Here is a 24,190-nt window from a genome sequence, read left to right as displayed (position 1 = left end):
CCGCGCGCGCCCCTGACCGCCGACCAGCCAGCAGCGAGCGACCAGCGAGCAGAGACCCGGATATGAGCAGCACCAGCACCACCACCGTCTCCACCGGAGGGCTCCCGAGCCGCCGGAACACCGAGCTGGCGATGCTCGTGTTCGCCGTGGTCATCCCGATCCTCGCGTATGCCAACGTCGGGCTCGCCAAGGACGAGACGATCCCCGCGGGCATGCTCGGCTACGGGCTCGGGCTCGGCCTGATGGCGGGCGCCGCGCACCTCGTGGTCCGCCGCTGGGCGCCATACGCCGACCCGTTGATGCTGCCGATCGCGACCCTGCTCAACGGCCTCGGCCTCGTGCTGATCTGGCGCCTCGACCAGGAGCCTGAGATCACCACCTCCGCGCTCGGCGGCCCGATGGCCGCGGACCAGCTGATCTGGTCCACCGTGGGCGTCGCGCTCTTCCTCGCCGTGCTGATCTTCCTCAAGGACCACCGGATCCTCCAGCGTTACACCTATATCTCGATGGTCGTCGCGCTGATCCTGCTCGCCTCCCCGATCTTCATCGGCGAATCGGTCAACGGCGCCAGGATCTGGGTGCAGATCCCCGGCGTCGGCTCCCTCCAGCCCGGCGAGTTCGCCAAGATCGTCATCGCGGTGTTCTTCGCCGGGTATCTGATGGTCAAGCGCGACGCCCTCGCCCTGGCCAGCCGCCGCGTGATGGGCGTCTACCTGCCGCGGGGGCGCGACCTCGGGCCCATCCTGGTCATCTGGGCGATCAGTCTGATGATCCTGATCTTCGAGACCGACCTGGGCACGTCGCTGCTGTTCTTCGGCATCTTCGTCGTGATGCTCTACGTCGCCACCGAGCGCACCAGCTGGATCATCTTCGGCCTGCTGCTCTCCGCGAGCGGCGCGGTGTTCGTCGCCAGCACCAACGCCCACGTCGGACAGCGCGTCGACAACTGGCTCAACCCCCTCGCCCTGGAGAACGACGGCGTCACCGAGACCGCGCAGTCCATGTACGCGTTCGGCTCGGGCGGCCTGTTCGGCTCGGGCCTCGGCCAGGGGTACTCCCGGCTCATCGGCGGCATCGCGGCCAAGAGCGACTACATCCTGGCCACCGTCGGCGAGGAGCTGGGCCTGGCCGGGCTGATGGCCGTCATCCTCCTGTACGCCCTGCTGATCGAGCGCGGCATGCGCACCGCGCTCGCCGCGCGCGACCCGTTCGGCAAGCTGCTCGCGGTCGGCCTGTCCGGCATCTTCGCCATCCAGGTCTTCGTGGTCGCCGGCGGCGTCACGGGCCTGATCCCGCTGACCGGCATGACGATGCCGTTCCTCGCGCAGGGTGGCTCGTCCGTCATCGCGAACTGGGCCCTTATCGCCCTCCTACTGCGCATCAGTGACACTGCTCGCAGGCCCGCGCCCGCGCCCGCACCGTCCCCCGACGCAGAACAGACTCAGGTGGTCCGCGTATGAACAAGCCGATGCGCCGGGTGGCGGTCTTCTGCGGCCTGCTCGTCCTGGCCCTGCTCCTCCGGGTGAACTGGGTGCAGTTCGTCCAGGCCGACGACCTCCAGAACGACGAGCACAACCGCCGGGTGAACATCGAGCGGTACGCCAACCCCCGCGGCGACATCATCGTGGACGGCGAGCCCATCACCGGCTCGGAGGAGACGGACAACTCCGACTACCGGTACCAGCGCACCTGGGTCGACGGCCCGATGTGGGCTCCGGTCACCGGGTACTCGTCGCAGGCGTTCGGCACGACCCAGCTCGAGCACCTGAACGACTCGATCCTCACCGGCGACGACGACCGCCTCTTCTTCAACAACACGATCGACATGTTCACCGGCGAGGACCAGCGCGGCGGGAACGTCGTGACGACGCTCAACGCCGACGCCCAGCGCGCCGCGTTCGAGGGCCTCGGCGACTCCAAGGGCGCGGTGGCCGCGATCGACCCGCGCACGGGCGAGATCCTGGCGATGGCCTCCACCCCGTCCTACGACCCCTCGTCCTTCGCCGGGAACGGCGGGGAGGACGAGGATGCCTGGGTGGCGCTCAACCAGGACGAGGACAAGCCCCTGGTGAACAGGGCGCTCCGCGAGACCTACCCCCCTGGCTCCACGTTCAAGGTCGTGACCGCCGCCGCCGCCCTCGAGGCCGGTGTGGTGGACGACGTGGACACCGAGACCGACAGCCCCGAGCCGTACTACCTCCCCGAGACGGAGAACGTCGAGCTGGGGAACCAGGTGAACGACGGCCGGTGCGAGGACGCGACCATCCGCACCGCGATCCAGCTCTCCTGCAACAGCGTGTTCGCCAACCTCAGCGACCGCCTGGGGAATGAGGAGATGCGCGAGACGGCCGAGGCGTTCGGCTACAACGAAGAGCAGTTCATCCCGGTCCGCGCCGACGCCAGCGCCTACCCCGAGGACAACCGCCCGCAGAACGCCCAGGCGGGCATCGGCCAGGCGTCGAACCGAGCGACCCCCCTCCAGATGGCGATGGTCGCCGCGGCCGTGGCGAACGACGGCACGCTCATGCAGCCCTACATGGTGGACCAGCTCATCGCCCCCAGCCTGAACGTGATCGAGCAGCACGAGCCGGAGGAGATGAGCGAGCCGATGTCGTCGGACACGGCTCAGCAGCTCCAGTCCGCCATGGAGACCATGGTCGACGAGAGCGTCATCGACACCGGCGAGCTCAGCGACGTCCGGGTCGGCGGCAAGACCGGCACCGCCCAGCACGGCGAGAACAACGAGGAAACCCCCTACGCCTGGTTCATCTCCTACGCGATGACCGACGAGGGCTCGCCCGTGGCCGTGGCCGTGGTGGTCGAGGACGCGGGCGTGGCCAGGGACGACGTCTCGGGCAGCGGCCTGGCCGCCCCGATCGCGGTCGACGTGATGGAGGCCGTTCTCGCCGGCGAGAACGAGGGGTAAACGGCCGGGGAAGCAACCGGCCCTCGGTGCTCACACGTCATACACAGGACCGGCCTCCGATGACCGGTCGCGGTACGCAGGGATACCGGTTGGATATCGGCCGGACACCGCCGTCCGGTGGCCCTTGTGGCGCCAGGTACCGTAAGCCAGGGCTTGGACCCTTGGCCCACGGGCCGACCAGGGGGTGTGGCCCGGGACCGAAGGAGAGGGCTGGATAGATGGATGAGCCGCGTCGCCTCGGCGGGCGGTACGAGCTGGGCCAAGTGCTTGGCCGCGGGGGGATGGCGGAGGTCTACCTCGCCCATGACACACGCCTCGGCCGCACCGTCGCCGTCAAGACGCTCCGTGCCGACCTGGCCCGCGACCCCACGTTCCAGGCCCGCTTCCGCCGCGAGGCGCAGTCCGCCGCCTCGCTGAACCACCCCGCGATCGTCGCCGTGTACGACACCGGCGAGGACTACGTCGACGGCATCTCCATCCCCTACATCGTGATGGAGTACGTGGACGGCTCGACCCTCCGCGAGCTGCTGCACTCGGGCCGCAAGCTCCTGCCCGAGCGCGCCCTCGAGATGTGCATCGGCATCCTCCAGGCCCTGGAGTACTCCCACCGGAACGGGATCGTCCACCGCGACATCAAGCCCGCCAACGTCATGCTGACGCGCACCGGCCAGGTCAAGGTGATGGACTTCGGCATCGCCCGCGCCATGGGTGACTCCGGCATGACGATGACGCAGACCGCGGCCGTGATCGGCACCGCGCAGTACCTCTCGCCCGAGCAGGCCAAGGGCGAGACGGTGGACGCGCGTTCCGACCTCTACTCCACGGGCTGCCTGCTCTACGAGCTGCTGACCGTGCGGCCGCCGTTCATCGGGGACTCGCCGGTCGCCGTCGCGTACCAGCACGTCCGCGAGGAGCCGCAGTCGCCGAGCGTCTTCGACCCCGAGATCACGCCCGACACCGACGCCATCGTGCTCAAGGCGCTGGTGAAGGACCCCGACTACCGGTACCAGTCCGCGGACGAGATGCGCGCCGACATCGAGGCGACGCTCGACGGCCGCCCCGTGGGCGCGATGGCCGCGATGGGCGCCGCCGCCTACGGGTACGACGACCGGCCGACGACCGCGCTGCGCCCGACCGACCCGGCGACGACGATGCTGCCCCCGGCGTCCGACCCCGACGGGTACGACGACTACCCCTCGCGCGCCGACCGCCGCCAGCGCAACCGGAACACCTCGACGATCCTGCTGGTGCTCGCCGGGGTGCTCGTGCTCGTGGGCGCGATCTTCATCGGCCGCGCCCTGTTCGCGAGCGACCCGCCCGCGGGCGAGCTCACCGTCCCCGACGTGGCGGGCGAGACGCTGGAGGAGGCGCAGGACAGCCTGGTCAACGCGGGCTTCCAGCCCGTCGAGAGCGGCGAGACCGCGCCGTGCGAGCAGGAGGCGGACACCGTCTGCCGGACGGACCCCCCGGCGGGCGAGGAGCACCCGCGGGACACCGAGGTCTCGATCATCATGTCCGAGGGCCCCGAGCCCGTCGAGGTGCCCGACGTCGTGGGCGACCCGTTCGACGAGGCGGAGGCCGAGCTCGAGGAGGCGGGCTTCGAGGTCGAGCGGGAGGAAGAGGTCACCGCCGACGAGACGCCCGAGACCGTCCTCGACCAGAGCCCGGGCGCGGGCGAGGAGGCCGACCCCGAGTCCGTGGTCACGCTGACCGTGGCCGTGGAGCCCGACGGTGTGCAGGTCCCCGACGTCATCGGCGACCACATCGACCAAGCGCGGGCCGAGCTGGAGGCGGCGGACTTCATCGTCGTCACCCAGAACCAGACGGACGACTCACGCGACGAGGGCGAGGTCATCAGCCAGGACCCGACGGCGGGAAGCACCCAGGCCCCGGGGACGACGGTCACGCTGACCGTGGCGATCCGCTCGGAGACGCAGCCGCCGCCGGTCACGCTGCCGAACGACATGGTCAACAGGCCGCTGGCCGAGATCAGGCCGCAGCTCCAGGGCATGGGCCTGAACGTCGTGGTGAACGGCCCCGACACCGTGACGGCCATCGTCACGGCGACCGACCCGCCGCCCGGCTCGCAGGTCCAGCCGCAGTCCACCGTGACCCTCACCACCCAGGAGCTGGGCGGCGGTCCGGGGGGCCCGGGCGGCGGGGACCAGGGCGGGGACAACGGCGGCCCGCTCGGGTTCCGCGAGGACGACTAGAGGACGGCCAGCGTCCGCGACCGGGGTCCGCCCCCTCCGGCGTGCTCAGCCCTTCGAGCCCTCCTCCGCCTCCGGGTTCACCTCGGTGGCGGGGGAGGGCTCCATCGTCCAGTCCTGGTCGTTCTGCCCGCTCCACCACTTCCAGGCGGCATAGGCGCCACCCGCGGCGAGCCCGAGCATCCCCAGGCGCCTGACCATCCGGCCGGCGCGCTGGCGCCTGGCCTTGCGGCGCAGGGCGCCCCTGATCTCCCGGGCCGAGATGTCGCCGCGCAGCGCGGCCATCGCGGCCTGCGAACGCGCCGCCGCCTGCTCCTTGGCCGGACCCGCCGCGGCCACCGCCCGCCCCATGCGGGGCGCGACCTGGGTCGCGTATCCGGTGCGGGCCTTGACCGCCGCCCTGCGGGCCCTTGGCCCGAAGTAGGCGCCGGCCTGCTGCGCGTACTGCACGGCGTTGTCCTTGGCGCTCATCGCGTACGGCGTCACCATGTCCGCGGCGTGCCGCACGCCCGACTTCCCGTTGTGGCTCACTGATTACCCTCCTTGTGGTTCGGTGGCGGCGTTGCTCCGCTGCAATCTCGGTTGTCCATTCGCGGGTGAATCATGCGCAAATCATGCCGGTTGCGGAGGGGTACGGCGCGGTAAAGGGCCATCCGGGGGCACGTCGTCCGGGGCACCCGTGGCAGGATCGTGAACCGTCACTGACGTAGACGGAAGGTACATCGTGGCCGAGCAGCTCTATGCCACCCTGAAGACCAACCGAGGCGACATCGAGGTCCGGCTCTTCCCGAACCACGCGCCGAAGACGGTCAAGAACTTTGTCGAGCTCGCGGAGGGCTCCCGCGAGTGGACGCACCCGTCGACGGGCCAGAGGTCCTCCGAGCGGCTGTACGACGGCACCGTGTTCCACCGGGTGATCAGCGGCTTCATGATCCAGGGCGGTGACCCCCTGGGCAACGGCACCGGCGGACCCGGGTACAAGTTCGAGGACGAGATCCACCCCGATCTCGCCTTCACCCGCCCCTACCTGCTGGCGATGGCGAACGCGGGCCCCGGCACCAACGGCTCGCAGTTCTTCATCACGGTCGCCCCGACCACGTGGCTGACCGGGAAGCACACCATCTTCGGCGAGGTCAGCACGCCCGTGGGGCAGCAGACGGTGGACCAGATCGCGAACGCCGCGACCGACGGCCGCACCGACCGCCCGGTGCAGGACGTGGTGATCGAGTCGGTCACCATCGAGACCCGCAACGCCTGAAGGCCCTCCCCTTTCGGGAACCATTCCGGCACCCTGTCCGTAGGACCAGGGGGCCGGAATGGGCCCGGGAGAGCACGAGCGGCGTCGAACGCCGGGGAAGGGACGCCATGACGGAGCAGCAGGGACCGCCGCAGCCGCAGTCGGGCCTGGCGCACTGCTATCGCCACCCCGACCGGGAGACCGGCATCCGCTGCACCCGCTGCGCCCGGCCCATCTGCCCCTCGTGCATGATCTCGGCGCCCGTGGGTCACCAGTGCCCCGAGTGCGTCCAGGGCGGCGCCGCCGCGGCGCGGGCCGCGCGGCCGAGGACGGTGGCCGGTGGCGTGGTCGCCGGGGGGAATCCCCGGCTCGTCACCGTCGTCCTGCTGTCGCTCAACGTCGCGGTGTTCCTCGGCGTCCTGCTGGCGATCGACGCCTTCGGGATCGTCGACGACCAGCTCGAGGTCCGCACCCACTTCGCGATGCTCGGGTACGCGTTCGACGTCGAGTCGTTCACCTGGGTCGGCGTCGCGGACGGCGAGTGGTATCGGATGCTCACGGCCGCGTTCCTCCACGAGGAGCTGTGGCACCTGGCGTTCAACATGCTGGGGCTCTGGTTCCTCGGGCCCGCCCTGGAGGCGGCGCTCGGCCGGGCCCGTTTCCTGGCGCTCTACCTGATCTCCGCGCTGGCGGGCAGCACCCTGTCGTATCTGCTGGCCGCGCAGAACCAACCGTCGCTCGGCGCCTCGGGCGCGATCTTCGGCCTCTTCGGCGCGACGGCCGTGCTCGCGCGCCGGACGCGGACCGACATGCGGTCGATCGGCGTGCTCCTGGGGATCAATCTGCTGATCACGTTCGCCTGGGCTGACCAGATCGCGTGGCAGGCGCACCTCGGTGGCCTGGCGGCGGGCGCGGCCGTGGCGTACGCCATGGTCAACGCGCCGCGCGAGCGCAGGACCACGGTCCAGGTGGCGACCTGCGTCGGGCTGCTCGTGGTGATGGCCGTCGCGTGCGCGATACGGACCGCGCAGCTTCTCGGCTGACGCGGCCGCCCCGGCCGTCGCGGTCGCCCGCCGGGGCGGGTTATCCACAGCCGGTGGTGGATCTTGTGCGGGTTGTGGATGACCCGTCCCTGACCTGCGTCGACCGGCGTTTCCGCAGGCGAGCAGGGGTTCGAGGGCATGCGCGGCTCGGACGGACGTTCCCGTGTTCGCTCAGTTATCCACAGATCTTGTGATGTTCGGGCGAGCTGTGGATAACGTGCGCGACGACCCGGGCGCGGGCCCTACTTCCACTGGGTCGAGACGACGAACCCCACGGCGATGAAGCCGAAGCCGACCACGATGTTCCAGTCCTCGAGGGACTCGATCGGCAGATCGGCCTGGGTGACGTAGTACACCACGATCCAGGCGAGGCCGATGACGAACATCGACAGCATCAGCGGCGCCACCCAGCGGCGCCCGGAGCCCATGTCGATCTTCGTCGTCGTCCGCTTCTCTGGCTGGGCGTACGAGTCGTCCTTCTTCTTCCGGATCCTGGACTTCGGCACGAGGAGGTCTCCTGTCGATCGCGCTGCCTGTATCGCGCTGGACAGCGCGTAGCTGTGGGATCGTCCGTTAGCGTAATGCTTCCCGCGCCAGGAAAGGAGACCAGGGGTACGGTGAACGGTTTCGGATCGCGCCCCGCGCGGCTGTGCACCCTCGCCGTCTTCGCCCTCGCGGGTCTCATCTTCTGGCTGAGCTCGGACGTCTCCGGGGGCAACAACATACGCACCGACGACTCCCTGCTTCAGATGTCCGACCTGATCCGCGAGCGGGCCCGGGACAACGCCGCCCTCGAGGCCGCCACCGCCGAGCTGCGGGCCGAGGTCGACGCCCTGGCCCGGGAGGACGCGCCCGCCGACGAGGAAGGCGACGGCCGCCTCGAAGCCCTCGAGGCCCAGGCGGGCCTGACCGACCTCACGGGCCCCGGGCTCACGGTCACCCTGACCGACGCGCCGCCCGACGCGACGGCCCTGGTCCCCGGCGTTCCCGACCCCTCGCCCAACGACCTCGTCATCCACCAGCAGGACCTCCAGGCCGTGGTGAACGCCCTGTGGGCGGGCGGCGCCGACGGCGTCCGCGTCATGGACCAGCGGCTCATCTCCACGAGCGCGGTCCGCTGCGTGGGCAACTCCCTGATCCTCCAGGGCCGCCTCTACTCCCCGCCCTACACCGTCACCGCCGTCGGCGACCGCGACGCGCTGCGCGCCGCCCTCGACGCCTCGCCAGGCCTCGCGAGCTACCGGCAGTATGTGACGGCGTACGGCCTCGGCTGGGACGTCGCGGAGCACCGCTCGGTGACCCTGCCCGGCTGGTCGGGATCCACGGCACTCGGCCAGGCCGAGCCGGTCGCGCCCACGAGAACCCGCCAATGACTCTGACCCCCTCCGACCCCCTGCCCCCGCGTCGTACGCTTGGGGCACGCGGCGTCGCATGAAGGGGAGAAAGCAGAAGCCATGTACGGGTGGATCTGGCGTCACCTGCCGGGCAACGTGCTGGTGCGCTCGCTGATCTCGCTGGTGCTGGTGCTGGGCGTGGTGTACCTCCTCTTCCAGTACATCTTCCCGTGGGCCGAGCCCATCCTGCCGTTCAACGACGTCACGGTGGACGAAGGGGGAGAGGAGACCGGCGGATGAGCCGCACCCGGGTACTGGTCGTCGACAACTACGACAGCTTTGTCTACAACCTGGTCCAGTACCTCTACCAACTCGGCGCCGAGTGCGAGGTCCTGCGCAACGACGCGGTGCGCCCCGAGCGCGTCCAGCAGGGCGGCTTCGCGGGCGTGCTGCTGTCCCCCGGCCCCGGTACCCCCGAACGGGCGGGCGTCAGCGTGGAGATGGTCACCCACTGCGCCGCGACGCGCACGCCCGTCTTCGGCGTGTGCCTCGGGATGCAGGCCATGGCCGTCGCGTACGGCGGCGTCGTCGGCCGCGCGCCCGAGCTGCTGCACGGCAAGACCTCGGACATCCGCCACACCGGCGAGGGCGTCTTCGATGGCCTGCCGACGCCGTTGACCGTGACGCGTTACCACTCGCTCGCGGCCGAGGAGCCCACGCTGCCCGAGGAGTTGAGGGTGACGGCCTGGGCGGGCGAGGTGCCGATGGCGCTGCGCCACCGCGAGCTGCCGGTCGAGGGCGTGCAGTTCCACCCGGAGTCGGTCCTCACCCGCGGGGGCCACCGGATGCTGGCCAACTGGCTCGCGGTCTGCGGCGACCCCGACGCCGTGGCCCGCTCGCACGGACTCGCCCCCGTCGTGGAGTCGGCGGCGTGACCGCGGGGCCCCGCGAGGGCGACGCGTACTACGAGCCCGGGGCCTACCAGGCGGCGGTCGAGGCGCTCCACGACCCGCTCAACGACCCGCTGCCCGGCCAGTCCCCCGACCCCGGCGGGCTCGGCGGCGGCTACGACGAGGCGTACCACGGCCATCCCGCGCCCGACGCGGGCGCCCAGCGCCCCGACCCCGAGACGGTGGGCCTGCGCCGCCCGCACGACCTCGGCACCACGCCCCCGGCCACCGGCGGCAGGGCGGCCAGGCGCAGGGCCGCACAGGCGGCGGCCCAGGCGCAGGCGGCTCAAGGGGAGTCCTACGCAGGGGAGTTGACGGAGGGCGCCGAGCCCGCCGCCATCCCCGCCCCGACGGGCGGGCGCGCCGCGCGGCGCAGGGCGGCCCAGGGCAGGCCCCCGGAGGACGGGCCGTCCGAGGCCGACGCCGTTCCTGGCGGCCGCGCGGCCCGCCGCAGGGCGGCGCAGGGCAGGGGCGGCGGCCGCAGGCCCGCCGCGCCGACGCCCGCGCCCGGCCCCGATGAGCTGTCGGGCGGCAGGGCGGCCCGCCGCAAGGCGGCGAAGACCGCCGCGCGGGCGGCCCGCCAGACCGGGACGGCCATCAGCAACGTCATCGGCGAGCTGTTCATCACCACGGGCGCGTTGCTGCTCCTCTTCGTCGTCTACCAGCTGTGGTGGACCAACGTGGAGGCCAGGGCGCACGCCAACGGCGAGGCCGACCGCCTCACCGAGCAGTGGGACGGGTCGGGCGGCGAGGACGGCGAGAGCCGCGACCCCGGCGTCTTCTCCGCGGGCCAGGGCTTCGCCATCCTCTACATCCCCACCCTCGACGTCCGCGTCCCCGTGGCCGAGACGGTCGACCCCGCCACCGTGCTCGACAACGGCATGGTCGGCCACTACTCGGAGGCGGACCGGCTGCCGACCGCGATGCCCTGGGACGACGAGGGGAACTTCGGGATCGCGGGGCACCGCAACACCCATGGGGAGCCGTTCCGTTACATCAACCAGCTCGACCCCGGCGACCCGATCGTCATCGAGACGGCTGACGCGTTCTACACGTACGAGATGACCAGCCGCCTGGACGAGACCTCACCGTCCAACACCGAGGTCCTCGACCCCGTTCCCGAGCAGGGCGGCTTCACCGAGCCGGGGCGTTACATCACCCTGACCACGTGCACCCCCGAGTTCACCTCGACCTACCGTCTGATTGTCTGGGGCCAGATGATTGAGGAGCGTCCCCGGAGCGAAGGGAAGCCGGATGCCCTCGTCGACTGATCGGAGACCCCCGCCGGTGCCCAGGAAGAGCAGCAACGCGTCCCCCGCCGACGACGCCGAAGTGACCGCCGACGAGCGCGAGGACGAGCGCGAGGACGACGAGGAGAGCGGCGCGGAGAAGGCCGAGGAGAAGGACGGGGAGAAGGACGAGGCCCCCAGGCCCGCCCCCTCGCGCGGCCGCCGCCGTCTGGCCGCCACCGTCAGCGTCTTCGGCGAGCTGCTCATCACCGCGGGCCTCGTCCTCGGCCTCTTCGTCGTCTACTCCCTCTGGTGGACCAACGTCGTCGCCAACCAGGAGGCCAAGCGCGACAGCGACGCCGTCCGCGAGCAGTGGGCCGCGTCGGACGACGACGCGACGGGCGGCGACGACGCCGCGGTCCCGCCGGAGTACGACCCGGAGGACGGCATCGGCTTCCTCCACGTCCCGACGATGTCGGGGGACGAGATCCTGGTGAAGAAGGGCATCGACCTCGACATACTGAACGGCGGCGTCGCCGGGTACTACGACGAGCCCGTCGAGTCGGCCCTCCCCTGGGACGACGAGGGGAACTTCTCGCTGGCCGCCCACCGGGACGGCCACGGCGCCAAGTTCCACGACATCCAGCGCATCGAGGAAGGCGACCCGATCGTCTTCGAGACCGAGAACACCTGGTACATCTACCGCGCCTACGCGATCCTCCCCGAGACCTCGAAGTTCAACACCGAGGTCCTCGACCCCATCCCCGAGGAGTCGGGCGCGACCGAGGCGGGCCGCTACATCACGCTCACCACCTGCACCCCGCTCTACACCTCGCGCCACCGTTACATCGTGTGGGGCGAGCTCGAGCGCACCGAGCACGTCAACGCCGAGCGCACGCCGCCCGAGGAGCTACGGGCGAATTGACCGCATTGCGAGTACCCTGCCACTCATCTCCAGTGGGGGTGTTCCCATGCACGCACCGACCGGCCCAGCCACCCGCTCCACCCCGTGGTCCCCTGATCACCCGGTGCTCGCGGCGCTGCGCAACCGCCGGGCCAAGGGGCACCGCCCCGACGCCCCGGCGGACGACCTGAAGATCGGACTCGCCGTCGAGGGCGGCGGCATCAGGGGCGTCGTCTCCGCGGCGATGCTCACGGCGATCGAGGACCTCGACCTCATCCGCGCGTTCGACGCCGTCTACTCGGCCTCGTCCGGCGCGATCAACAGCGCGTACTTCCTCAACGGCGACACGTGGTACCCCCTGTCGATCTACTACGACGACCTCGCCACGCGCCGCTTCGTCGACTTCCGCAGGGCGCTGCGCGGTCAGATCCTCGACCTCGACTACGCGTTCGACGTCGTGGACCACGTCAAGCCGCTCAACTACCAGTGCGTCCTCGACTCCCCCACCCGGCTGCACGTCGCCGTGACCCTGGTCGACGAGATGCGCACCGTGTCCGTCTCCGACTTCACGACGCGCGCCGATCTGCGCGCCGCGCTCGTCGCCAGCGCCTGGCTGCCCGTCGCGCTGCGCGGCACGACGGACTTCCGCGGCGAGCGGGCCGTGGACGGCGGCGTGCTGACCCCGCACCCCTACCGGCTCGCGCTCCAGGACGGCTGCACGCACGTACTGTCGCTCAGCACCCGGCCCATCAGCCCGCCGAGCCCCAAGCTGACGCTCTCGCAGCGCTATGCCATCCGCCACCTGAACCGCATCCGCGAGGGCCTCGGCACCGCGTACGCCGCGGCCATCGCCCGCTACCGGACCGAACGCCGCACGCTCCAGCGGCGGATGGCCGAGCCGGGGCGCGCGCCGTTCGTGCTCGACCTGGCGCCGCTGCCGTGGATGCCGCGGGTGAAGCGGCACGAGGTGGACCCGGGGCGCATCCTGACGGGCGCGCGCGGGGCGTACGAGGTGTTGTACTGCGCCATCGAGGGGCGCGACCCGGAGCTGATCCGCGCCGGGCGGCTCCGCGCCGTTCCCCAGCTGACGATGGTCGCCAGGGACTGAACCGCGCCAGGGACTGAACGGTGCCCGGGCCCGGGCACCCGCTACTTCCCGAACACCCCGTCGAGCACGGCCAGATCGGTCGGCACGATCGTCGTGGACATCAGCAGCTCGCGGATCAGGTTGTCGTTGAGCGCGTTGCCCACCGGCTGCTGGACCTCAGCCGCGGTCAGGCCGCGCACGCCATCGGCCGACAGCCGCCGCCGCACGTCCTCGACCATGTGCTGAAGGATCGGCACCGTCCACCCCGCGCCCGGCTGAAGGGCGTTGAGCTCGTGGAACGCCTGGAGCCAGGTGAGCGGCTGGGGGTTGGCCTCGTGCAGCAGATAGCGCCGCGCCAGGATGATCAACGCCAGCCGCTCGTCGGCCTCCAGGTGCCACGTCCTCGGCGGCTGCGTCGGGTCGTCGGGCTCGGGCCCCGGGCGCGCGGAGTCCTCGCCCGTCACATAGAGCTCGAGCAGGTGCTCACGGCCGCTCGAGCCGCGCAGGAAGACGGGCGTGTAGCCGGTGCCCAGCGGGACGGGGTCCTCGCGCGTGAACAACAGCATCGAGTCGGGCAGCCGGATCGGCAGCCTGCCGAGGTTCGTGAGCCACCAGCGGCGTTCGCCGTGGGTCAGCGTGCCCTGGCGGCGGCTGACGCGGCGGTCGTCGCCGCCGATGCAGACCTGGACGTCGCCGCTGTTCCTGCCGAAGGTGATCCGCCGCCCCTCGCGCGGCAGGAAGGCGATGTCGCTGCCGATGGTGCGCGCGTGGATGGTGCCCGAGGGCGAGGGGGGCACGCCCCGGGCCAGGCTGCGGTGGTTCGTCGTGATCGCCATGCCGACTCCCGTCTCCTCGACGTCTCCCGCCCATGGTCCCCCCGCGGCCCGTGACCGGTCCCGAGCGGCGCCGCCTAGGAACGCCCTGGGGGCGGCGGCAGGACCGCGGACGCGGTCGTCATCAGCGCGCCCGCCGCGGCGCACGCGGCGTCCTCGCCGTCCGGGCTGCCCACCACGAGGAACAGCTTCTCCACCGCGGGGTTGCCCTCCTCGTCCGTGTAGTGCCGGTACTCCAGGATCACCCGGCACGTGCCGGGGCCCTCGACCTCGGGGCCCACGGCGGCGTCGTAGCCGTTGAACTGCGTGGCGTGCCCGTGCTCCGCCGTCAGCGGCTCGGCGCGGTCGAAGCGGAGCATCACCGTGGCGTCGTCGGCCATCCCGTACCACTCGCACTGCCACTCGGCGAACCCGGTGTTGGGGCTCCCCGTGTCGAGCCCGGGCACGGCCGCGGTCAGCGTCGCGGTGTCGAGCAGCGCGCAGGCGCTGTACCGGGCCAGCGACCCCGGCGGGAACTCGGCGGGGCGGCGCGGCAGCGTGCCGTGCTCGTTGACGACGTCGGCCGCGTGGCGGGCGCCCGCGTCGGCGATCGCGCACAGGTCGGGGGCGCCGTCGTCCCAGTACTTGGCCGCGACGGTGAGCCAGTTGCCGTCGGGGAGCAGCACGAAGCGCGTGCAGTCCTCGCCGGTGGACGGGTGGGACACCACGCGGACGTCGCCGACCTGCTCGGAAGGGGACGAGATCTCGGGCGCGGGCGCGTTGTTGAGGTCCACCATCAGGACGACCTCACCGCCCTCCGGCGGCAGGAGGCGGATGTCGCAACGGTCGAAGTTGCCGTAGTCGCGGTCGAGTTCGGTGTCGCCGAACGCCGCGAGCCCCGCCGGGTCCACCAGCGCGCACGGGTCGGCGCTCGGGGCGTGGCCCACCACCTCGCCCACCGCGCGGTCCTGGGGCCGCAGGGCGTCGGGGACGGGCGGGGGATCGGCGGGCGGCGCGTTCCCGTTTCCTTCGCCCTCGAAAATCCGGAGCCCGACCACCACTGTGGCGGCCAGCGCGACCAGCCCCACCCCGGCCCACGCGGCCCACGCGAGGCGGCGCGAACGAGGCGGCGCGGAGGGCGCGTTCACCGCGTCGACCGGCTCGGGTCCCGAACGCGCCCCCGCGGCCGTGGAGTCGGCCGCCGGGGTGGGCAGCAGCCCGCGCAGCAGCGCGACCGCCTCGGCCGCGTCGGGCCGGTCCTCGGGGCGCGGCTCGAGCAGCCGGTCGAGCACAGGACCGAGGCGCCCGGCGCGCTCCGCCCCGACGAACGCCCCCGCGCGCGCCCGCATCTCCATCTCCGCCTCGGTGGCGCGCGGGCCGTACAGGGAGTGGCCCTCGACGACGCGGAAGAGCGTGGCGCCGAGCGAGAACACGTCGGAGGCGCGGCTCGGCACCCCGCCCCTGTGCACCTCGGGCGCGGCATACGCGGGGGTGCGGGGGATCGGCCCTTCGCCCTGGGTCTCCTCGGGGTCGCCCGCCCCGCAGTTCCCGAAGTCGCCGAGCTTGACGAACCAGTTGTCGGCGACCAGCACATTCCCCGGCTTGACGTCGCGGTGCACCACGCCCTTGGCGTGCACGGCCCGCAGCGCCTCGGCGAGCTGCACGCCGATCTCCGCCGCCCGCCGCCAGGCCTCGACCCCGTCCTCGTCGGCGAGCCTGCGCCCGGGAAGGGCGTTGACGAGCCCCGCGAGGCTGCGCGACGTGACGTACTCCATCACCAGCCAGTGGTCGCCGCCGCCCGCGCCCCCGGGGATCACGTCGTGCAGCGTCACCACGTGCGGGTGCTGCGTCTCGGCCAGAATCGCGGCCTCCTGGAGCACCGCGCGCTGCCCGCGCTCGCCGTCGATGAGCGTGCGCTTGAGCACCACGGTGCGCGGCACCAACTCGTCGGTGGCCCGCCAGACCTGGCCCACCGCGCCCTCGGCGAAGCGCTCCCGCAGCCGGTAACGCCCTCCGACCAGGTCGCCCACATCCATGGGGCACGCCTCCCTCATCGCGTCGCTGCGTAACCGCACCCTTGACTATCAGCGACGCGACGGGGAGCGAGTGCCCCTCACAAAGACTTCACGTGTGGAGCCTAGGAGAGTCGAACTCCTGACATCTGCCATGCAAAGACAGCGCTCTACCAACTGAGCTAAGGCCCCTGGCGACTCCCGTGAGGAGCCAAGGTCAAGGTTACCCAATCTTCTCCCCGGATACCGACCGGGTATCGCCCAGGGCACCGGTCGCTCCGTAGGATGACGCGCAACTTCGCTCACGTGAAGCGATCAGGGGAGAACAGGGGAGAGACGATGGACGCAGCACAGCAGGAGTCCACCGAAAAAGCGAGAGAACAACAGACGACCTGGTACGGGGAACCGCTGGGGACGCTCTTTCGCCGCCTCATCGCGGACCTCGGGCTGAACCAGGCCCGCCTGGCGGTCGTCCTCGGCCTTTCGGCACCGATGCTGTCCCAGCTCATGAGCGGGCAACGCGCGAAGATCGGCAATCCCGCGGTCGTCCAACGGGTCAGGTCTCTCCAGGAGTTGGCCGCCGAGGTGCGCGGGGGCCGCATCAGCGCCGCCGAGGCCACCTCGGCGATGGAGGAGATCCGCCGCACGTCCGGGGGGAACGTGCTCGGCACCCACTCGACCGCCGCCAGGTCAAGCTCCATCGGGGTCCCCGCGAACCCCACCAAGCGGGTCGTGCGCGAGATCCAGGCGCTGCTCCGCTCGGTCTCGGACGCCACCGAGATCCAGAGCGCCTCGCGGCTGCTCGCGGACACCCACCCGGAACTGGCCGAATTCCTCAGGGTGTACGGCATCGCGCGCACCCGCGAGGCGGTCGAGCACTACGAGAGCCACCAGGGCTGAGCGCCGCCCGAAGCGTTCGCATCCGCACATCGGAACAGCACACGGGCCCCCGGCCGCGCATCGCGGCCGGGGGCCCGGAACACAGTCTGTCGCGCCGTCCGGCGTCGGGTCAGGCGCCCGAGGAACCACTCGGAACGGCGTCCGTGGCCTCCGTCCACAGGTCCTGCTCAGCCTTGTCCGCCTGGATCTGGCGGTACACGAGGAGGCCACCGATGGCGGCCAGGGCGACCAGGAGGAGCTTCTTCACCGCGCTACCTCGTCCTTCTTGCAGATACGTGATCGGACCATCTGGCGCCCGATGATACCCATGATGTCAGCCGCGGATGTCAAACGCCCCCGGCCATCTCGGGCCGGGGGCGATGCGACCGGTGGGGCTAACAGGACTTGAACCTGTGGCCTCATCCTTATCAGGTCGATTCACCGGAAAATCTCGCCCCGGGTGACCAGCCGTAACCGTTGCGCACCTTGATCGGAGCGCCTTCCGTTGGCCCCTGGGCGTATTCCGCTGTCCGCCGCTGTTGATGTCAAAGATGGCTGTCAATGGATGTCAGGGCGTCCGCGAGCGGAAGCAGCGATTCGACCACCGCGACGGCCCCTGCGGCGGTCAGCTTGGCTGCCTTCCCCGGCTTGTTGGCGTAGCCGATGGTGGGCACTCCGGCCGCGTGCCCCGCCTCCACATCGCGCACGGCATCACCGATGAACACACACCGCGCGGCCACCGTTTCCCCCATCGCGTCGAGCAGCAGCCGCGGGCTCGGCTTCATGGATGCGGGCTCCCCCGGCACGCGCCCGACGACCCGCTCCACCTGGCCTGTCAGCCCCTCGCGCCGCAGGTAGAGGTCTATGGCCTGCCCGGAGTTGTTGCTGACCACCAGAACGGTCCGCCCTGTGCCGACGCAGGCGTCGAGGACGGGCTTGATGTCGGGGTTGGCCCGCGCCAGCCGCGCGGCGTCCGTCTCCAACTCGGTGAGCACCGCGTCGGCTTGCTCGGCCAGCCCCGGCAGCGCCCTGCTGATCCGGCTCAGCAGCGCGAGCGGATCGTTCTCCTCTTCCCACTCCGGCGTGATCGACTGCCCCGCGTCCCGAAGCCGCTGCCGCATCCGGTCGGCCACTTCGGCGGCGGACAACCCCGCGAAGACCGAGCAGACCGGCCCGTCGAAGTCGAGCAGCACGTGCGTCCTCCCGCGCAGCGCGGGCTCAAGTGCGGCGTTCACGGCTGCCGCTCGAAGGCGATGCTGTTCCACGCGCTCTCGAACCACATCTGGGACTGGCGCACATACTGCGACCCGAGCGACGTCTCATCCGGCCCGGCCGAGTGGTGGAAAAGGGTCGTGTCCTTGCCGGTGATGTCGAAGAACGTCTTCTCCGCCCCGGCGACTTTCATCGTCCGCTGACGCAGGGGGTAATAGCCGAAGAACGCCTCTTCCCCGTTGATGATGTAGAGCTTGAACAGCGGCGACGCCCGGTAGAAGCGCGTTTCCACGCGGGCGGATTCGACCAGGCCGAGCTCGGCGAGCACCTGCACGGAGTGGGTGATCCCCCCGGCGTTCGTCGCCCCGATCTGCCCCGCCCGCTGCCTCAGGTCGGCGTCGTCCCGCAGCTCGTCCACCAGCACCGGCACCGCCATGGGCGCCGTGCTGTCCGGCAGCAGCAGCCGCACGGCGATCGACTGCGGAGTCAGGCGGCCTGACCGCACCTTGTCGAGGGGCTCCTGAATGGCGTTGTGCAGCGTCTCACTGGAGAAGCCCGCGAAGTCGATGGTGACCTGAGCTTCCTCGAACGCCGCCTCGAGGTGCGGGCGCAGGCCCACGGGACGTTCGGTCCGCTGCCGGACGAAGGACCCCTTGCCCTTGCGCGTGACGATCAGCCCTTCGTCGCGAAGCTGGTCGAGCGCCTTTTGGACGGTCGCCTTTGCGACGCCGTACCGCTTCACCAGCTCGGGGCCGGACGGAAGCTGATCTCCCGGCACGTACTTCCCGGTCAGGATGTCGGCCCGCAATGCACTGCTGACCTGCTGGAACGCCGGTCGCGTGTCGTCAGGGTCAAGGCTCATCCCGCCATCGTACGGCCACCTCCCCACCAATCCCAGGATGGCCATCCTTCCCAGCCTGGTTGACCTACCTAGGAAGGATGGGTACGTTAGGCATGTCGAACCGAGCGAAAGCGAGGGGAGACCGGAGGGCCTTCTTCGGGCTGCTCCGAGCTGAGGGCGGGGACGCTGCGATCCCGCCAAAGGCCAGGTGGAACAGGGTTTCGGCCCGTACTGGCGAGGTGGCCCGGCGACCGCGAGCAACGGCCGGAGAGTGGGACCACGAGAGCCCCTTGCAGTGCACAGCCCTTGCCCGCCGACCTGAGAGGAGCCCCTGTTGATCCGCCGACGAAGACTCAAGGCGCGCACCTGAGCAGGACCAGCACAGGTCGCGAAGCCAACGCGTCACCTCGGGCCACACGAACTCGCAGACGCCTGAGCTGCTCGTCGTCGCCCCCGGCCAGCCTCCACGGAGGAACGGCTCCGGGGGCGGCGCGCGAGGGGCGCCAGGCCCCACAACGCCGGACCCGAACCGAGGGAGAACGTCGTGCCGAAGTACAGGTTCACCGCCGAGACGCTCGTCGACACCCTCTACCCCGGGGAGACCGCGAGCGCGAGCGGCACGCTGACCGCCGCCTCACCGCAGGCCGCCAAGGCGATGGTCGAGGACGCATCGCACGACAGGGGATACGAGCCGACCGGCAACATCACGATCACCCAGATCACCGAGAAGTAGGCGTACCTGTCCGCCTCGACGAGGACTTCGATGCTTCGACGACATACCGGGGCGTAGAGCTGCTGGCACTGGACCGGTACGGCAGCCCATGCCCATCGCGTCACCCCGCGCGCCGCGCACCCGAGCCCACGGGCCCGAGGTGGTGCCGCTCGGGAGAAGCCACCCTGCGCTGCCCGTCACCGCCGCGCCCGCCCCCACGAGAGGGCGGGCGCGGCGGTGCGCGGGGAGCCCGGCAGGGCTCCGAACGAGTCGTGACCCGGGGGTGCGACCCCGGGCCACGACCACCGGACCTCGGCATGAGGCCGGAAGCGATCAACACCTACCTGCATAGGAGTGATCCCGTGGATCGTATCGACTTCGCGGCGTCCCGACCGTGGGAGTGCCGTACGTGCGGCACCTGCAACGGCTGGGGGACCTGCACGGACCGGACGAACGGCGGTTACAAGACCTGCCCGACCTGCAACGGGAACGGCCAGTGACCGCGAGCGTGATTGCCGCGCTGCGCACCGCTGCGGCGCGCCACCTCTACCACCGCTGAGCGGCCCTGACGGCTGCCCCCGCCCTGAGCTGCGGCACTCCGGCCAAGAGATCCCGCAGCTCAGGGTCCTTCCCTCATCCCCTTGCGAGAGAGAACAGGACTTGATCATGCGATCGTTCATCGGCGCCCATGAGGTGCTGGACGACACCGACTTCGTCGACTTGGCGCTCGGGTTGGGCACACCGCCCGAGTTGTGGCTCGGTGAGTCCGGCGAGAGCGGGGAGGAGCGGGCGGCCCGCCTGGACGCGGGCGCCGACATCCTCGCCTACGACCCCGACCTGACCGCTTCGGTCACCGTGCTGGCCGTGCTGGCCATCGAGGAGTACGCCCACCACCTCGCCACCACCCGCCACCTGGCCGCCGCCCGCCGCGTCGGCGCGGGGGGTGTGCGGTGAGCTTCGGAGAGCACACCCACGGGCCGAACTTCGGCAAGAAGGTCGACGGCTGCCCGCGGTGCGAGGAGCTGAAGGCGGGCGCGGAGCCGGTCCGCCAGGAGTGGCGCAGCAAGGCCGCCCGTGACGAGGAGATGCGGCGGCGCTCCCACGAGGCGCACTTCGCGCCCGGCGGCCCGCACGCCACCGGCCGGTGCGGCCCGGTCTGCACGGTCGGGGACTGGTGACCATGGCGACGACGAGTCCCGGGCCCCGGGCCCGGCAGATCACCCGTGACGTGGATGCGGCGTTGGGTGAGGCGTTCGGTGAGGTTCAGGGGCAGATCGCCCGGACGGACACCAAGGCCAGCATTCTGCTGGCGGTGATCGGGGCGAGTCTGGCGGTGCTGGGCAGCGCGGGGAGCGCGGTCACCCTGCCGCTCGTGGGCGGGATCGCCGCGGGGCTGGGCACGGCGCTGCTCGTCGCGGCGGCCGGGCTGCTGCTGGCGGTCATCCGCCCCCGCCTGCTGCCCGCCGCCCCCGGCACCCTCACGCACTGGGCCACCCTTGACGCGGAGGCGTTCCGCGCCGAAGTCGTGGTCGACCACCGCGCGGCGGCCGTTCCGGCGCTGGCCCGCATGGCGGTGGCGAAGTACCGGGCGCTTCAGCGGGCGATCGACTGCATCCGTGCTGGTGGCGCGCTGCTGGCCATCGCGGCCCTGACCGCGGTCGGAGGTGCGCTGTGAGTCTGGCGCCTTTGCCCGCGGACGTCCGCGCGCTGCTGACGGCGCTCATCGAGGCGCTTGACGTGCCGCTGTCCGCGGACCCCGGTGACGACGGCCGGGCGGTCGAAGGGCTGCTGCGGTCGCGGGCCGCGTGGCTGTCCGGCTACCTCTCTGGGGCCGCCCAGGGCGGGGAGACCCTGCCGCTGGAGCGGCTGGCCACCGGGGTGCGGGACGTGATCGAGCACTTCCCCGTCACCTACACCCCCTACGAGAGCCCCGAGGGCTCGATGCGCGGCGGGAGCGGGCGGTGTGCGTCGGCGCACCCCGAGGACGCCTCGCCGTGCGTCGGTCCCCACGAAGCCGTCACCGTGCTGGACCCCAGCGGCACCCGGGTCACCGGCTGCGAACACCACGCCACCCGCCTGCTCGCCTCACTGGAACGGGCACAGGTCGTCTCCGGAAGCGTCCCTGGCGCGGCGATCCGCGTGTTCAAGGCCGCCTCTTCGCTGCCCCCGTTCGCCTGGCGCGAGGGGGACACCCCGCCCCGGACCGCCGTTCACGCCTCCCCCGACCGTGTTCACGGCGACGCTCCGGATGTTCACGGCCGGGGTTCGGGTGTTCACGGCGCCCCGCAGGGGGGTGGCCGGGATGGATGAGCGGACGTTGCGGCAGGTCGACCGGACGCTGTCGGCGGGGACGTGGCTGATCGTGGCCGGGGCGGTGGTCTTCTCCGTCCTGACCGTCACGCCGCTGGTGCGCGGGGTGACCCCGGCCGGGTGGGAGTGGACCGCGCCGATCCTGCCGGTCGTGGTGGACGCCGCGGTCGTCATCGTGGTCCGCCTGGACGCCGCCCTGGCCCGCGTCGGCGGCCGTGCAGGCGGCTGGCCTGTGCTTCTGCGGTGGATGACCGGCCTGATGACCCTCGGCCTGAACACCGCTGGATCAGCCCTGACGGGCGACATGGTGGGCGTGGCGGTCCACGCGGTCGCGCCGCTCCTGCTGATCGTCAGCTCCGAGGCCAGCCTGGCCTACCGCCGCGCCCTGGCCGACGCCCTCACCGCACGCGAAGCCCGCGAGCAGGCCGCCCGTGCGGCCCGTGAACAGGCCGCGCGGGAGCGTGAACAGCGTGAGCGCGCCGACCGCGAAGCCCTCGCGGACCGCGAGGAGCGCCGCGAACGCGAGCGCCGCGAGCACGAGGCACGCCTCGCCCGGGAGGAGCGTGAGCACGCCGCCGCGCTGGCCCGTGAACAGCGGGAGACCGCCCGTGAACAAGAACGCCTGCGCCTTGAACACGCCGACCGCGAGCGTGAACGCGAGCACCGCGCCCGTGAACAAGCCGAGCAGGCCCGCGCCCAGGCCGCGCGGGAACGCGAGGCCGAACAGGCCCGGGAGCGGGCCCGGAAGGAAGCCGCCGCCCGAGCCGCGCGGGACCAGGCCGCGCGGCGGCGCGCGGCACTGCTGACCGCCGAACCCGCCACCGAGAAGCAGCCCGAGCCCACCGCGCGCGAGACCGTGGCCGCCGCGTACGAGGCCGACCTGACCATCCGGCAGGCCGCCGAGCTGTGCGGCTGGTCCGTCGGATGGGTCACCGCCCGCTACGCCGAACACCGCCAGCAGGAGGTGAGGGTGTGAGCCTGACGATCGTGCCGTTGACGCTCGCGGACGCTGCCGAGGTGGTGGACCGCTGGCACCGGCACCACAAGCGCCCGCAGGGGCACCGATTCAGTCTCGGGGTGCTCGACATGGACGGGCACTTGCGCGGTGTGGCGATCACCGGACGGCCCGTCGCCCGTGCCCTGGACAACGGCTGGACTGTGGAGGTCACCCGCGTCGCCACCGACGGCACCCCGAACGCCTGTAGCGCGCTGTACGGCGCGGCCTGGCGCACGGCGCGCGAGTGGGGATTCACCAGGATCATCACTTACACGCAGGACGGGGAGTCCGGCGCGTCCCTGCGGGCGGTGCAGTGGCGCCAGGTCGCCGAACTGCGCCCGCGAACCGGCTGGGACACCCCGTCCCGGCCGCGGGCCGGACGCGGCACAGACAGGGTGGCGCGAACGCTGTGGGAGCAGACCACCAAGGACGCCCCACCGCTGCCACCGATCTCCGTACTCCGTGACGAAATCCGTGACGAAATTCGGTGCGCGTGCGGGCGCCCCATCCCCCTGCCACGCGGCCGTGGCCGCCCGCCCCGCTACTGCACCCGCGCCTGCCAGCAACGCGCCTACCGCGGCCGCACTGCTGAGGCGGCCAGGGAGGTGGCCCCGTGACCACCGCCTACGCCGAGGTCTACGACCCGACCGGCGCCGTGCACGGCATTCCCACCTACCCGTGGCGCTGGGCGCCCGAAGGGCTCGCCACGCGACGGCAGTTACGCGCCCTGGGATTGCGCCCTGGCGGTCAGGAGCCGGTCGCGCAGGTCATGCGCCTGCGTCGCCGGGGCCGGGCCCCGCTGGTCGGCTACCTCTACCGCACCGCGTCCGCGCTCCCCGTCAGGCCGATGACGGCCGCACGGTGGCGCGCGATCGAGGCCGCCCTGAGGGCCCGCCGCACCTGCCCCGACTGCGGGCGGGAGCAGGCGTACTGCATCCCCCGCTCCCTGGGCTGCTGCCTCACCTGCCACCACCGCCACGAGCACGGACACGGCGGTGGCCGGTGACCTCTGGCCGGGCCCCAACTTCCCGGGCCTGCGGGTAAGGGCCCCGGCCAACCCCAACAACCCCTATTCACCGAGGCCGTTGGAGACCCCGCAGGGCGCCTACTGGTGCCGCTGCGGGGCCCACCGCGCCACCACAGGCCACCACGCCGTGGCCGAACTCGTCGCCGAATGGCAGGCCCACCAGCCACAATGCCCCGCACGCGCCCCGCGCCCGTGCCAGCACTGCGGCCAGCCCACCACCGAACGGGCACCCGGCAACTGGCCCGCACACAACGCCTGCCACCACGCCTGGGCCGCGCGCCCGGTCGAACAACGCCGCCGCCAACAGGCCGCCGACCGCATCCAGGCCCGGCAGGCACAACGCCGCAAAGCCGCGGTCCTCCGCGCCCAGCTGCGCCGCGACGGCACCCCCGAGCACGTCATCAACGCCATCGTCAGCGGCGGCATCACCGCCGCCCCCGAATGACCCGACCCCGAGCAGACCAGCTT

At 71.8% G+C, this 24,190-nt stretch carries 29 protein-coding genes and 1 tRNA gene; 22 read left to right on the top strand and 8 right to left on the bottom strand.

The window, feature by feature from the left end:
* Positions 1-62: 62 nt before the first annotated feature.
* The 3 genes from D7318_RS05025 to pknB all read left to right on the top strand — a co-directional run bounded on the left by D7318_RS05025 (position 63) and on the right by pknB (position 5,139).
* Positions 63-1,460 (top strand): FtsW/RodA/SpoVE family cell cycle protein, encoded by a 1,398-nt coding sequence (locus D7318_RS05025; protein WP_120695595.1) that lies wholly within the window; start codon positions 63-65, stop codon positions 1,458-1,460.
* Entirely contained in the window at positions 1,457-2,926 is a 1,470-nt protein-coding gene (locus tag D7318_RS05020; protein WP_120695594.1) for a penicillin-binding transpeptidase domain-containing protein, read from the top strand. Before D7318_RS05025 ends, D7318_RS05020 begins: the two co-directional genes overlap by 4 nt.
* 218 nt (positions 2,927-3,144) lie before the next feature.
* A complete protein-coding gene (gene pknB, locus D7318_RS05015; RefSeq protein ID WP_120695593.1) occupies positions 3,145-5,139 on the top strand; it encodes a Stk1 family PASTA domain-containing Ser/Thr kinase in 1,995 nt (664 codons plus the stop codon).
* 45 nt (positions 5,140-5,184) lie between these two features.
* Here pknB and D7318_RS05010 read toward each other — a convergent pair whose 3' ends face one another.
* Positions 5,185-5,667 carry a DUF5324 family protein gene (locus tag D7318_RS05010; protein WP_120695592.1) on the bottom strand — a complete coding sequence of 161 codons (483 nt, stop codon included), beginning with the start codon at positions 5,665-5,667 and terminating at the stop codon, positions 5,185-5,187.
* 193 nt (positions 5,668-5,860) lie between these two features.
* Between D7318_RS05010 and D7318_RS05005 the strand changes: the two genes are divergently transcribed.
* Positions 5,861-6,394 (top strand): peptidylprolyl isomerase, encoded by a 534-nt coding sequence (locus D7318_RS05005; protein ID WP_120695591.1) that lies wholly within the window; start codon positions 5,861-5,863, stop codon positions 6,392-6,394.
* A 107-nt stretch (positions 6,395-6,501) separates the two neighbouring features.
* Positions 6,502-7,416: a rhomboid family intramembrane serine protease gene (locus tag D7318_RS05000; RefSeq protein ID WP_120695590.1), complete on the top strand. Its 915-nt coding sequence runs from the start codon at positions 6,502-6,504 to the stop codon at positions 7,414-7,416.
* Positions 7,417-7,658: 242 nt separating this feature from the next.
* Here D7318_RS05000 and crgA read toward each other — a convergent pair whose 3' ends face one another.
* Positions 7,659-7,922 carry a cell division protein CrgA gene (gene crgA, locus D7318_RS04995; RefSeq protein WP_120695589.1) on the bottom strand — a complete coding sequence of 88 codons (264 nt, stop codon included), beginning with the start codon at positions 7,920-7,922 and terminating at the stop codon, positions 7,659-7,661.
* 75 nt (positions 7,923-7,997) lie between these two features.
* Between crgA and D7318_RS04990 the strand changes: the two genes are divergently transcribed.
* From D7318_RS04990 to D7318_RS04965, 6 genes are all read left to right on the top strand, one after another.
* A complete protein-coding gene (locus tag D7318_RS04990; RefSeq protein ID WP_120695588.1) occupies positions 7,998-8,789 on the top strand; it encodes a DUF881 domain-containing protein in 792 nt (263 codons plus the stop codon).
* A gap of 81 nt (positions 8,790-8,870) precedes the next feature.
* Positions 8,871-9,050, top strand: a complete 180-nt coding sequence (locus D7318_RS04985) for a hypothetical protein (protein WP_113689733.1) — start codon at positions 8,871-8,873, stop codon at positions 9,048-9,050.
* Positions 9,047-9,685 carry an aminodeoxychorismate/anthranilate synthase component II gene (locus D7318_RS04980; RefSeq protein WP_120695587.1) on the top strand — a complete coding sequence of 213 codons (639 nt, stop codon included), beginning with the start codon at positions 9,047-9,049 and terminating at the stop codon, positions 9,683-9,685. The genes D7318_RS04985 and D7318_RS04980 overlap by 4 nt, the downstream gene beginning before the upstream one ends.
* Positions 9,682-10,971 carry a class E sortase gene (locus tag D7318_RS04975; protein ID WP_230423357.1) on the top strand — a complete coding sequence of 430 codons (1,290 nt, stop codon included), beginning with the start codon at positions 9,682-9,684 and terminating at the stop codon, positions 10,969-10,971. The genes D7318_RS04980 and D7318_RS04975 overlap by 4 nt, the downstream gene beginning before the upstream one ends.
* Positions 10,972-11,032: 61 nt before the next feature.
* Positions 11,033-11,854 carry a class E sortase gene (locus tag D7318_RS04970; RefSeq protein WP_408055446.1) on the top strand — a complete coding sequence of 274 codons (822 nt, stop codon included), beginning with the start codon at positions 11,033-11,035 and terminating at the stop codon, positions 11,852-11,854.
* 46 nt (positions 11,855-11,900) lie between these two features.
* A complete protein-coding gene (locus D7318_RS04965; protein WP_120695585.1) occupies positions 11,901-12,941 on the top strand; it encodes a patatin-like phospholipase family protein in 1,041 nt (346 codons plus the stop codon).
* A 41-nt stretch (positions 12,942-12,982) separates the two neighbouring features.
* Here the strand turns inward: D7318_RS04965 and D7318_RS04960 are convergent, their stop codons facing one another.
* The 3 genes from D7318_RS04960 to D7318_RS04950 all read right to left on the bottom strand — a co-directional run bounded on the left by D7318_RS04960 (position 12,983) and on the right by D7318_RS04950 (position 15,936).
* Positions 12,983-13,756 (bottom strand): FHA domain-containing protein, encoded by a 774-nt coding sequence (locus D7318_RS04960; protein WP_120695584.1) that lies wholly within the window; start codon positions 13,754-13,756, stop codon positions 12,983-12,985.
* Between the two features lie 74 nt (positions 13,757-13,830).
* A complete protein-coding gene (locus D7318_RS04955) occupies positions 13,831-15,768 on the bottom strand; it encodes a serine/threonine-protein kinase (RefSeq protein WP_183091503.1) in 1,938 nt (645 codons plus the stop codon).
* Between the two features lie 95 nt (positions 15,769-15,863).
* Positions 15,864-15,936: transfer RNA gene (locus D7318_RS04950), tRNA-Ala, on the bottom strand.
* 147 nt (positions 15,937-16,083) lie between these two features.
* Between D7318_RS04950 and D7318_RS04945 the strand changes: the two genes are divergently transcribed.
* Positions 16,084-16,644 (top strand): helix-turn-helix domain-containing protein, encoded by a 561-nt coding sequence (locus tag D7318_RS04945; RefSeq protein WP_113689727.1) that lies wholly within the window; start codon positions 16,084-16,086, stop codon positions 16,642-16,644.
* A 109-nt stretch (positions 16,645-16,753) separates the two neighbouring features.
* Here D7318_RS04945 and D7318_RS32645 read toward each other — a convergent pair whose 3' ends face one another.
* The 3 genes from D7318_RS32645 to D7318_RS04935 form a co-directional block, all read right to left on the bottom strand.
* Entirely contained in the window at positions 16,754-16,891 is a 138-nt protein-coding gene (locus tag D7318_RS32645) for a DLW-39 family protein (protein ID WP_181727634.1), read from the bottom strand.
* A 277-nt stretch (positions 16,892-17,168) separates the two neighbouring features.
* A complete protein-coding gene (locus D7318_RS04940; protein WP_120695582.1) occupies positions 17,169-17,858 on the bottom strand; it encodes an HAD family hydrolase in 690 nt (229 codons plus the stop codon).
* Positions 17,855-18,742 (bottom strand): GntR family transcriptional regulator, encoded by an 888-nt coding sequence (locus tag D7318_RS04935; protein ID WP_408055444.1) that lies wholly within the window; start codon positions 18,740-18,742, stop codon positions 17,855-17,857. The genes D7318_RS04940 and D7318_RS04935 overlap by 4 nt, the downstream gene beginning before the upstream one ends.
* 478 nt (positions 18,743-19,220) lie before the next feature.
* Here D7318_RS04935 and D7318_RS04930 point away from each other — a divergent pair, with 478 nt between their 5' ends.
* The 10 genes from D7318_RS04930 (at position 19,221) to D7318_RS04890 (ending at position 24,167) form a co-directional block, all read left to right on the top strand.
* Positions 19,221-19,409 (top strand): hypothetical protein, encoded by a 189-nt coding sequence (locus D7318_RS04930; RefSeq protein WP_120695581.1) that lies wholly within the window; start codon positions 19,221-19,223, stop codon positions 19,407-19,409.
* Positions 19,410-19,797: 388 nt separating this feature from the next.
* The gene (locus tag D7318_RS32640) at positions 19,798-19,947 is read left to right on the top strand and encodes a hypothetical protein (RefSeq protein WP_183091504.1); all 150 of its coding nucleotides are present in this window, start codon (positions 19,798-19,800) and stop codon (positions 19,945-19,947) included.
* A gap of 107 nt (positions 19,948-20,054) precedes the next feature.
* Complete coding sequence (locus D7318_RS04925) at positions 20,055-20,342, top strand: hypothetical protein (protein ID WP_120695580.1); 288 nt, start codon at positions 20,055-20,057, stop codon at positions 20,340-20,342.
* Positions 20,339-20,566, top strand: coding sequence for a hypothetical protein (locus D7318_RS04920; RefSeq protein ID WP_120695579.1), 228 nt, complete (start codon positions 20,339-20,341; stop codon positions 20,564-20,566). The genes D7318_RS04925 and D7318_RS04920 overlap by 4 nt, the downstream gene beginning before the upstream one ends.
* A gap of 2 nt (positions 20,567-20,568) precedes the next feature.
* Positions 20,569-21,063, top strand: coding sequence for a Pycsar system effector family protein (locus tag D7318_RS04915; protein WP_220729504.1), 495 nt, complete (start codon positions 20,569-20,571; stop codon positions 21,061-21,063).
* Positions 21,060-21,698 carry a hypothetical protein gene (locus D7318_RS32635; protein ID WP_183091505.1) on the top strand — a complete coding sequence of 213 codons (639 nt, stop codon included), beginning with the start codon at positions 21,060-21,062 and terminating at the stop codon, positions 21,696-21,698. Before D7318_RS04915 ends, D7318_RS32635 begins: the two co-directional genes overlap by 4 nt.
* Positions 21,691-22,674: a DUF2637 domain-containing protein gene (locus tag D7318_RS04905; RefSeq protein WP_120695728.1), complete on the top strand. Its 984-nt coding sequence runs from the start codon at positions 21,691-21,693 to the stop codon at positions 22,672-22,674. The genes D7318_RS32635 and D7318_RS04905 overlap by 8 nt, the downstream gene beginning before the upstream one ends.
* A complete protein-coding gene (locus D7318_RS04900) occupies positions 22,671-23,312 on the top strand; it encodes an XF1762 family protein (RefSeq protein ID WP_220729502.1) in 642 nt (213 codons plus the stop codon). The genes D7318_RS04905 and D7318_RS04900 overlap by 4 nt, the downstream gene beginning before the upstream one ends.
* Positions 23,309-23,701 (top strand): RRQRL motif-containing zinc-binding protein, encoded by a 393-nt coding sequence (locus tag D7318_RS04895; RefSeq protein ID WP_120695578.1) that lies wholly within the window; start codon positions 23,309-23,311, stop codon positions 23,699-23,701. The genes D7318_RS04900 and D7318_RS04895 overlap by 4 nt, the downstream gene beginning before the upstream one ends.
* Entirely contained in the window at positions 23,691-24,167 is a 477-nt protein-coding gene (locus D7318_RS04890; protein ID WP_120695577.1) for a hypothetical protein, read from the top strand. Before D7318_RS04895 ends, D7318_RS04890 begins: the two co-directional genes overlap by 11 nt.
* Positions 24,168-24,190: the final 23 nt, after the last annotated feature.

Origin of the sequence: Streptomyces radicis (assembly GCF_003626575.1) — a bacterium.
GTDB lineage: Bacteria > Actinomycetota > Actinomycetes > Streptomycetales > Streptomycetaceae > Streptomyces > Streptomyces radicis.
Note: the sequence above shows the minus strand (reverse complement) of the source record. Positions and strands in the feature narration are given on the sequence as shown.

What these genes read in the sequence shown, in the direction of transcription:
- D7318_RS05000 (WP_120695590.1), top strand. Translation starts at nt 6,502, where the DNA reads ATGACGGAGCAGCAGGGACCGCCGCAGCCGCAGTCGGGCCTGGCGCAC.
- D7318_RS04935 (WP_408055444.1), bottom strand. Translation starts at nt 18,742, where the DNA reads ATGGCCATCCTGGGATTGGTGGGGAGGTGGCCGTACGATGGCGGGATG.
- D7318_RS04990 (WP_120695588.1), top strand. Translation starts at nt 7,998, where the DNA reads ATGCTTCCCGCGCCAGGAAAGGAGACCAGGGGTACGGTGAACGGTTTC.
- D7318_RS04945 (WP_113689727.1), top strand. Translation starts at nt 16,084, where the DNA reads ATGGACGCAGCACAGCAGGAGTCCACCGAAAAAGCGAGAGAACAACAG.
- D7318_RS04985 (WP_113689733.1), top strand. Translation starts at nt 8,871, where the DNA reads ATGTACGGGTGGATCTGGCGTCACCTGCCGGGCAACGTGCTGGTGCGC.
- D7318_RS05025 (WP_120695595.1), top strand. Translation starts at nt 63, where the DNA reads ATGAGCAGCACCAGCACCACCACCGTCTCCACCGGAGGGCTCCCGAGC.
- D7318_RS04965 (WP_120695585.1), top strand. Translation starts at nt 11,901, where the DNA reads ATGCACGCACCGACCGGCCCAGCCACCCGCTCCACCCCGTGGTCCCCT.
- D7318_RS04955 (WP_183091503.1), bottom strand. Translation starts at nt 15,768, where the DNA reads ATGGATGTGGGCGACCTGGTCGGAGGGCGTTACCGGCTGCGGGAGCGC.
- D7318_RS04925 (WP_120695580.1), top strand. Translation starts at nt 20,055, where the DNA reads ATGCGATCGTTCATCGGCGCCCATGAGGTGCTGGACGACACCGACTTC.
- D7318_RS04960 (WP_120695584.1), bottom strand. Translation starts at nt 13,756, where the DNA reads ATGGCGATCACGACGAACCACCGCAGCCTGGCCCGGGGCGTGCCCCCC.
- D7318_RS04980 (WP_120695587.1), top strand. Translation starts at nt 9,047, where the DNA reads ATGAGCCGCACCCGGGTACTGGTCGTCGACAACTACGACAGCTTTGTC.
- pknB (WP_120695593.1), top strand. Translation starts at nt 3,145, where the DNA reads ATGGATGAGCCGCGTCGCCTCGGCGGGCGGTACGAGCTGGGCCAAGTG.
- D7318_RS05020 (WP_120695594.1), top strand. Translation starts at nt 1,457, where the DNA reads ATGAACAAGCCGATGCGCCGGGTGGCGGTCTTCTGCGGCCTGCTCGTC.
- D7318_RS04915 (WP_220729504.1), top strand. Translation starts at nt 20,569, where the DNA reads ATGGCGACGACGAGTCCCGGGCCCCGGGCCCGGCAGATCACCCGTGAC.
- D7318_RS04905 (WP_120695728.1), top strand. Translation starts at nt 21,691, where the DNA reads ATGGATGAGCGGACGTTGCGGCAGGTCGACCGGACGCTGTCGGCGGGG.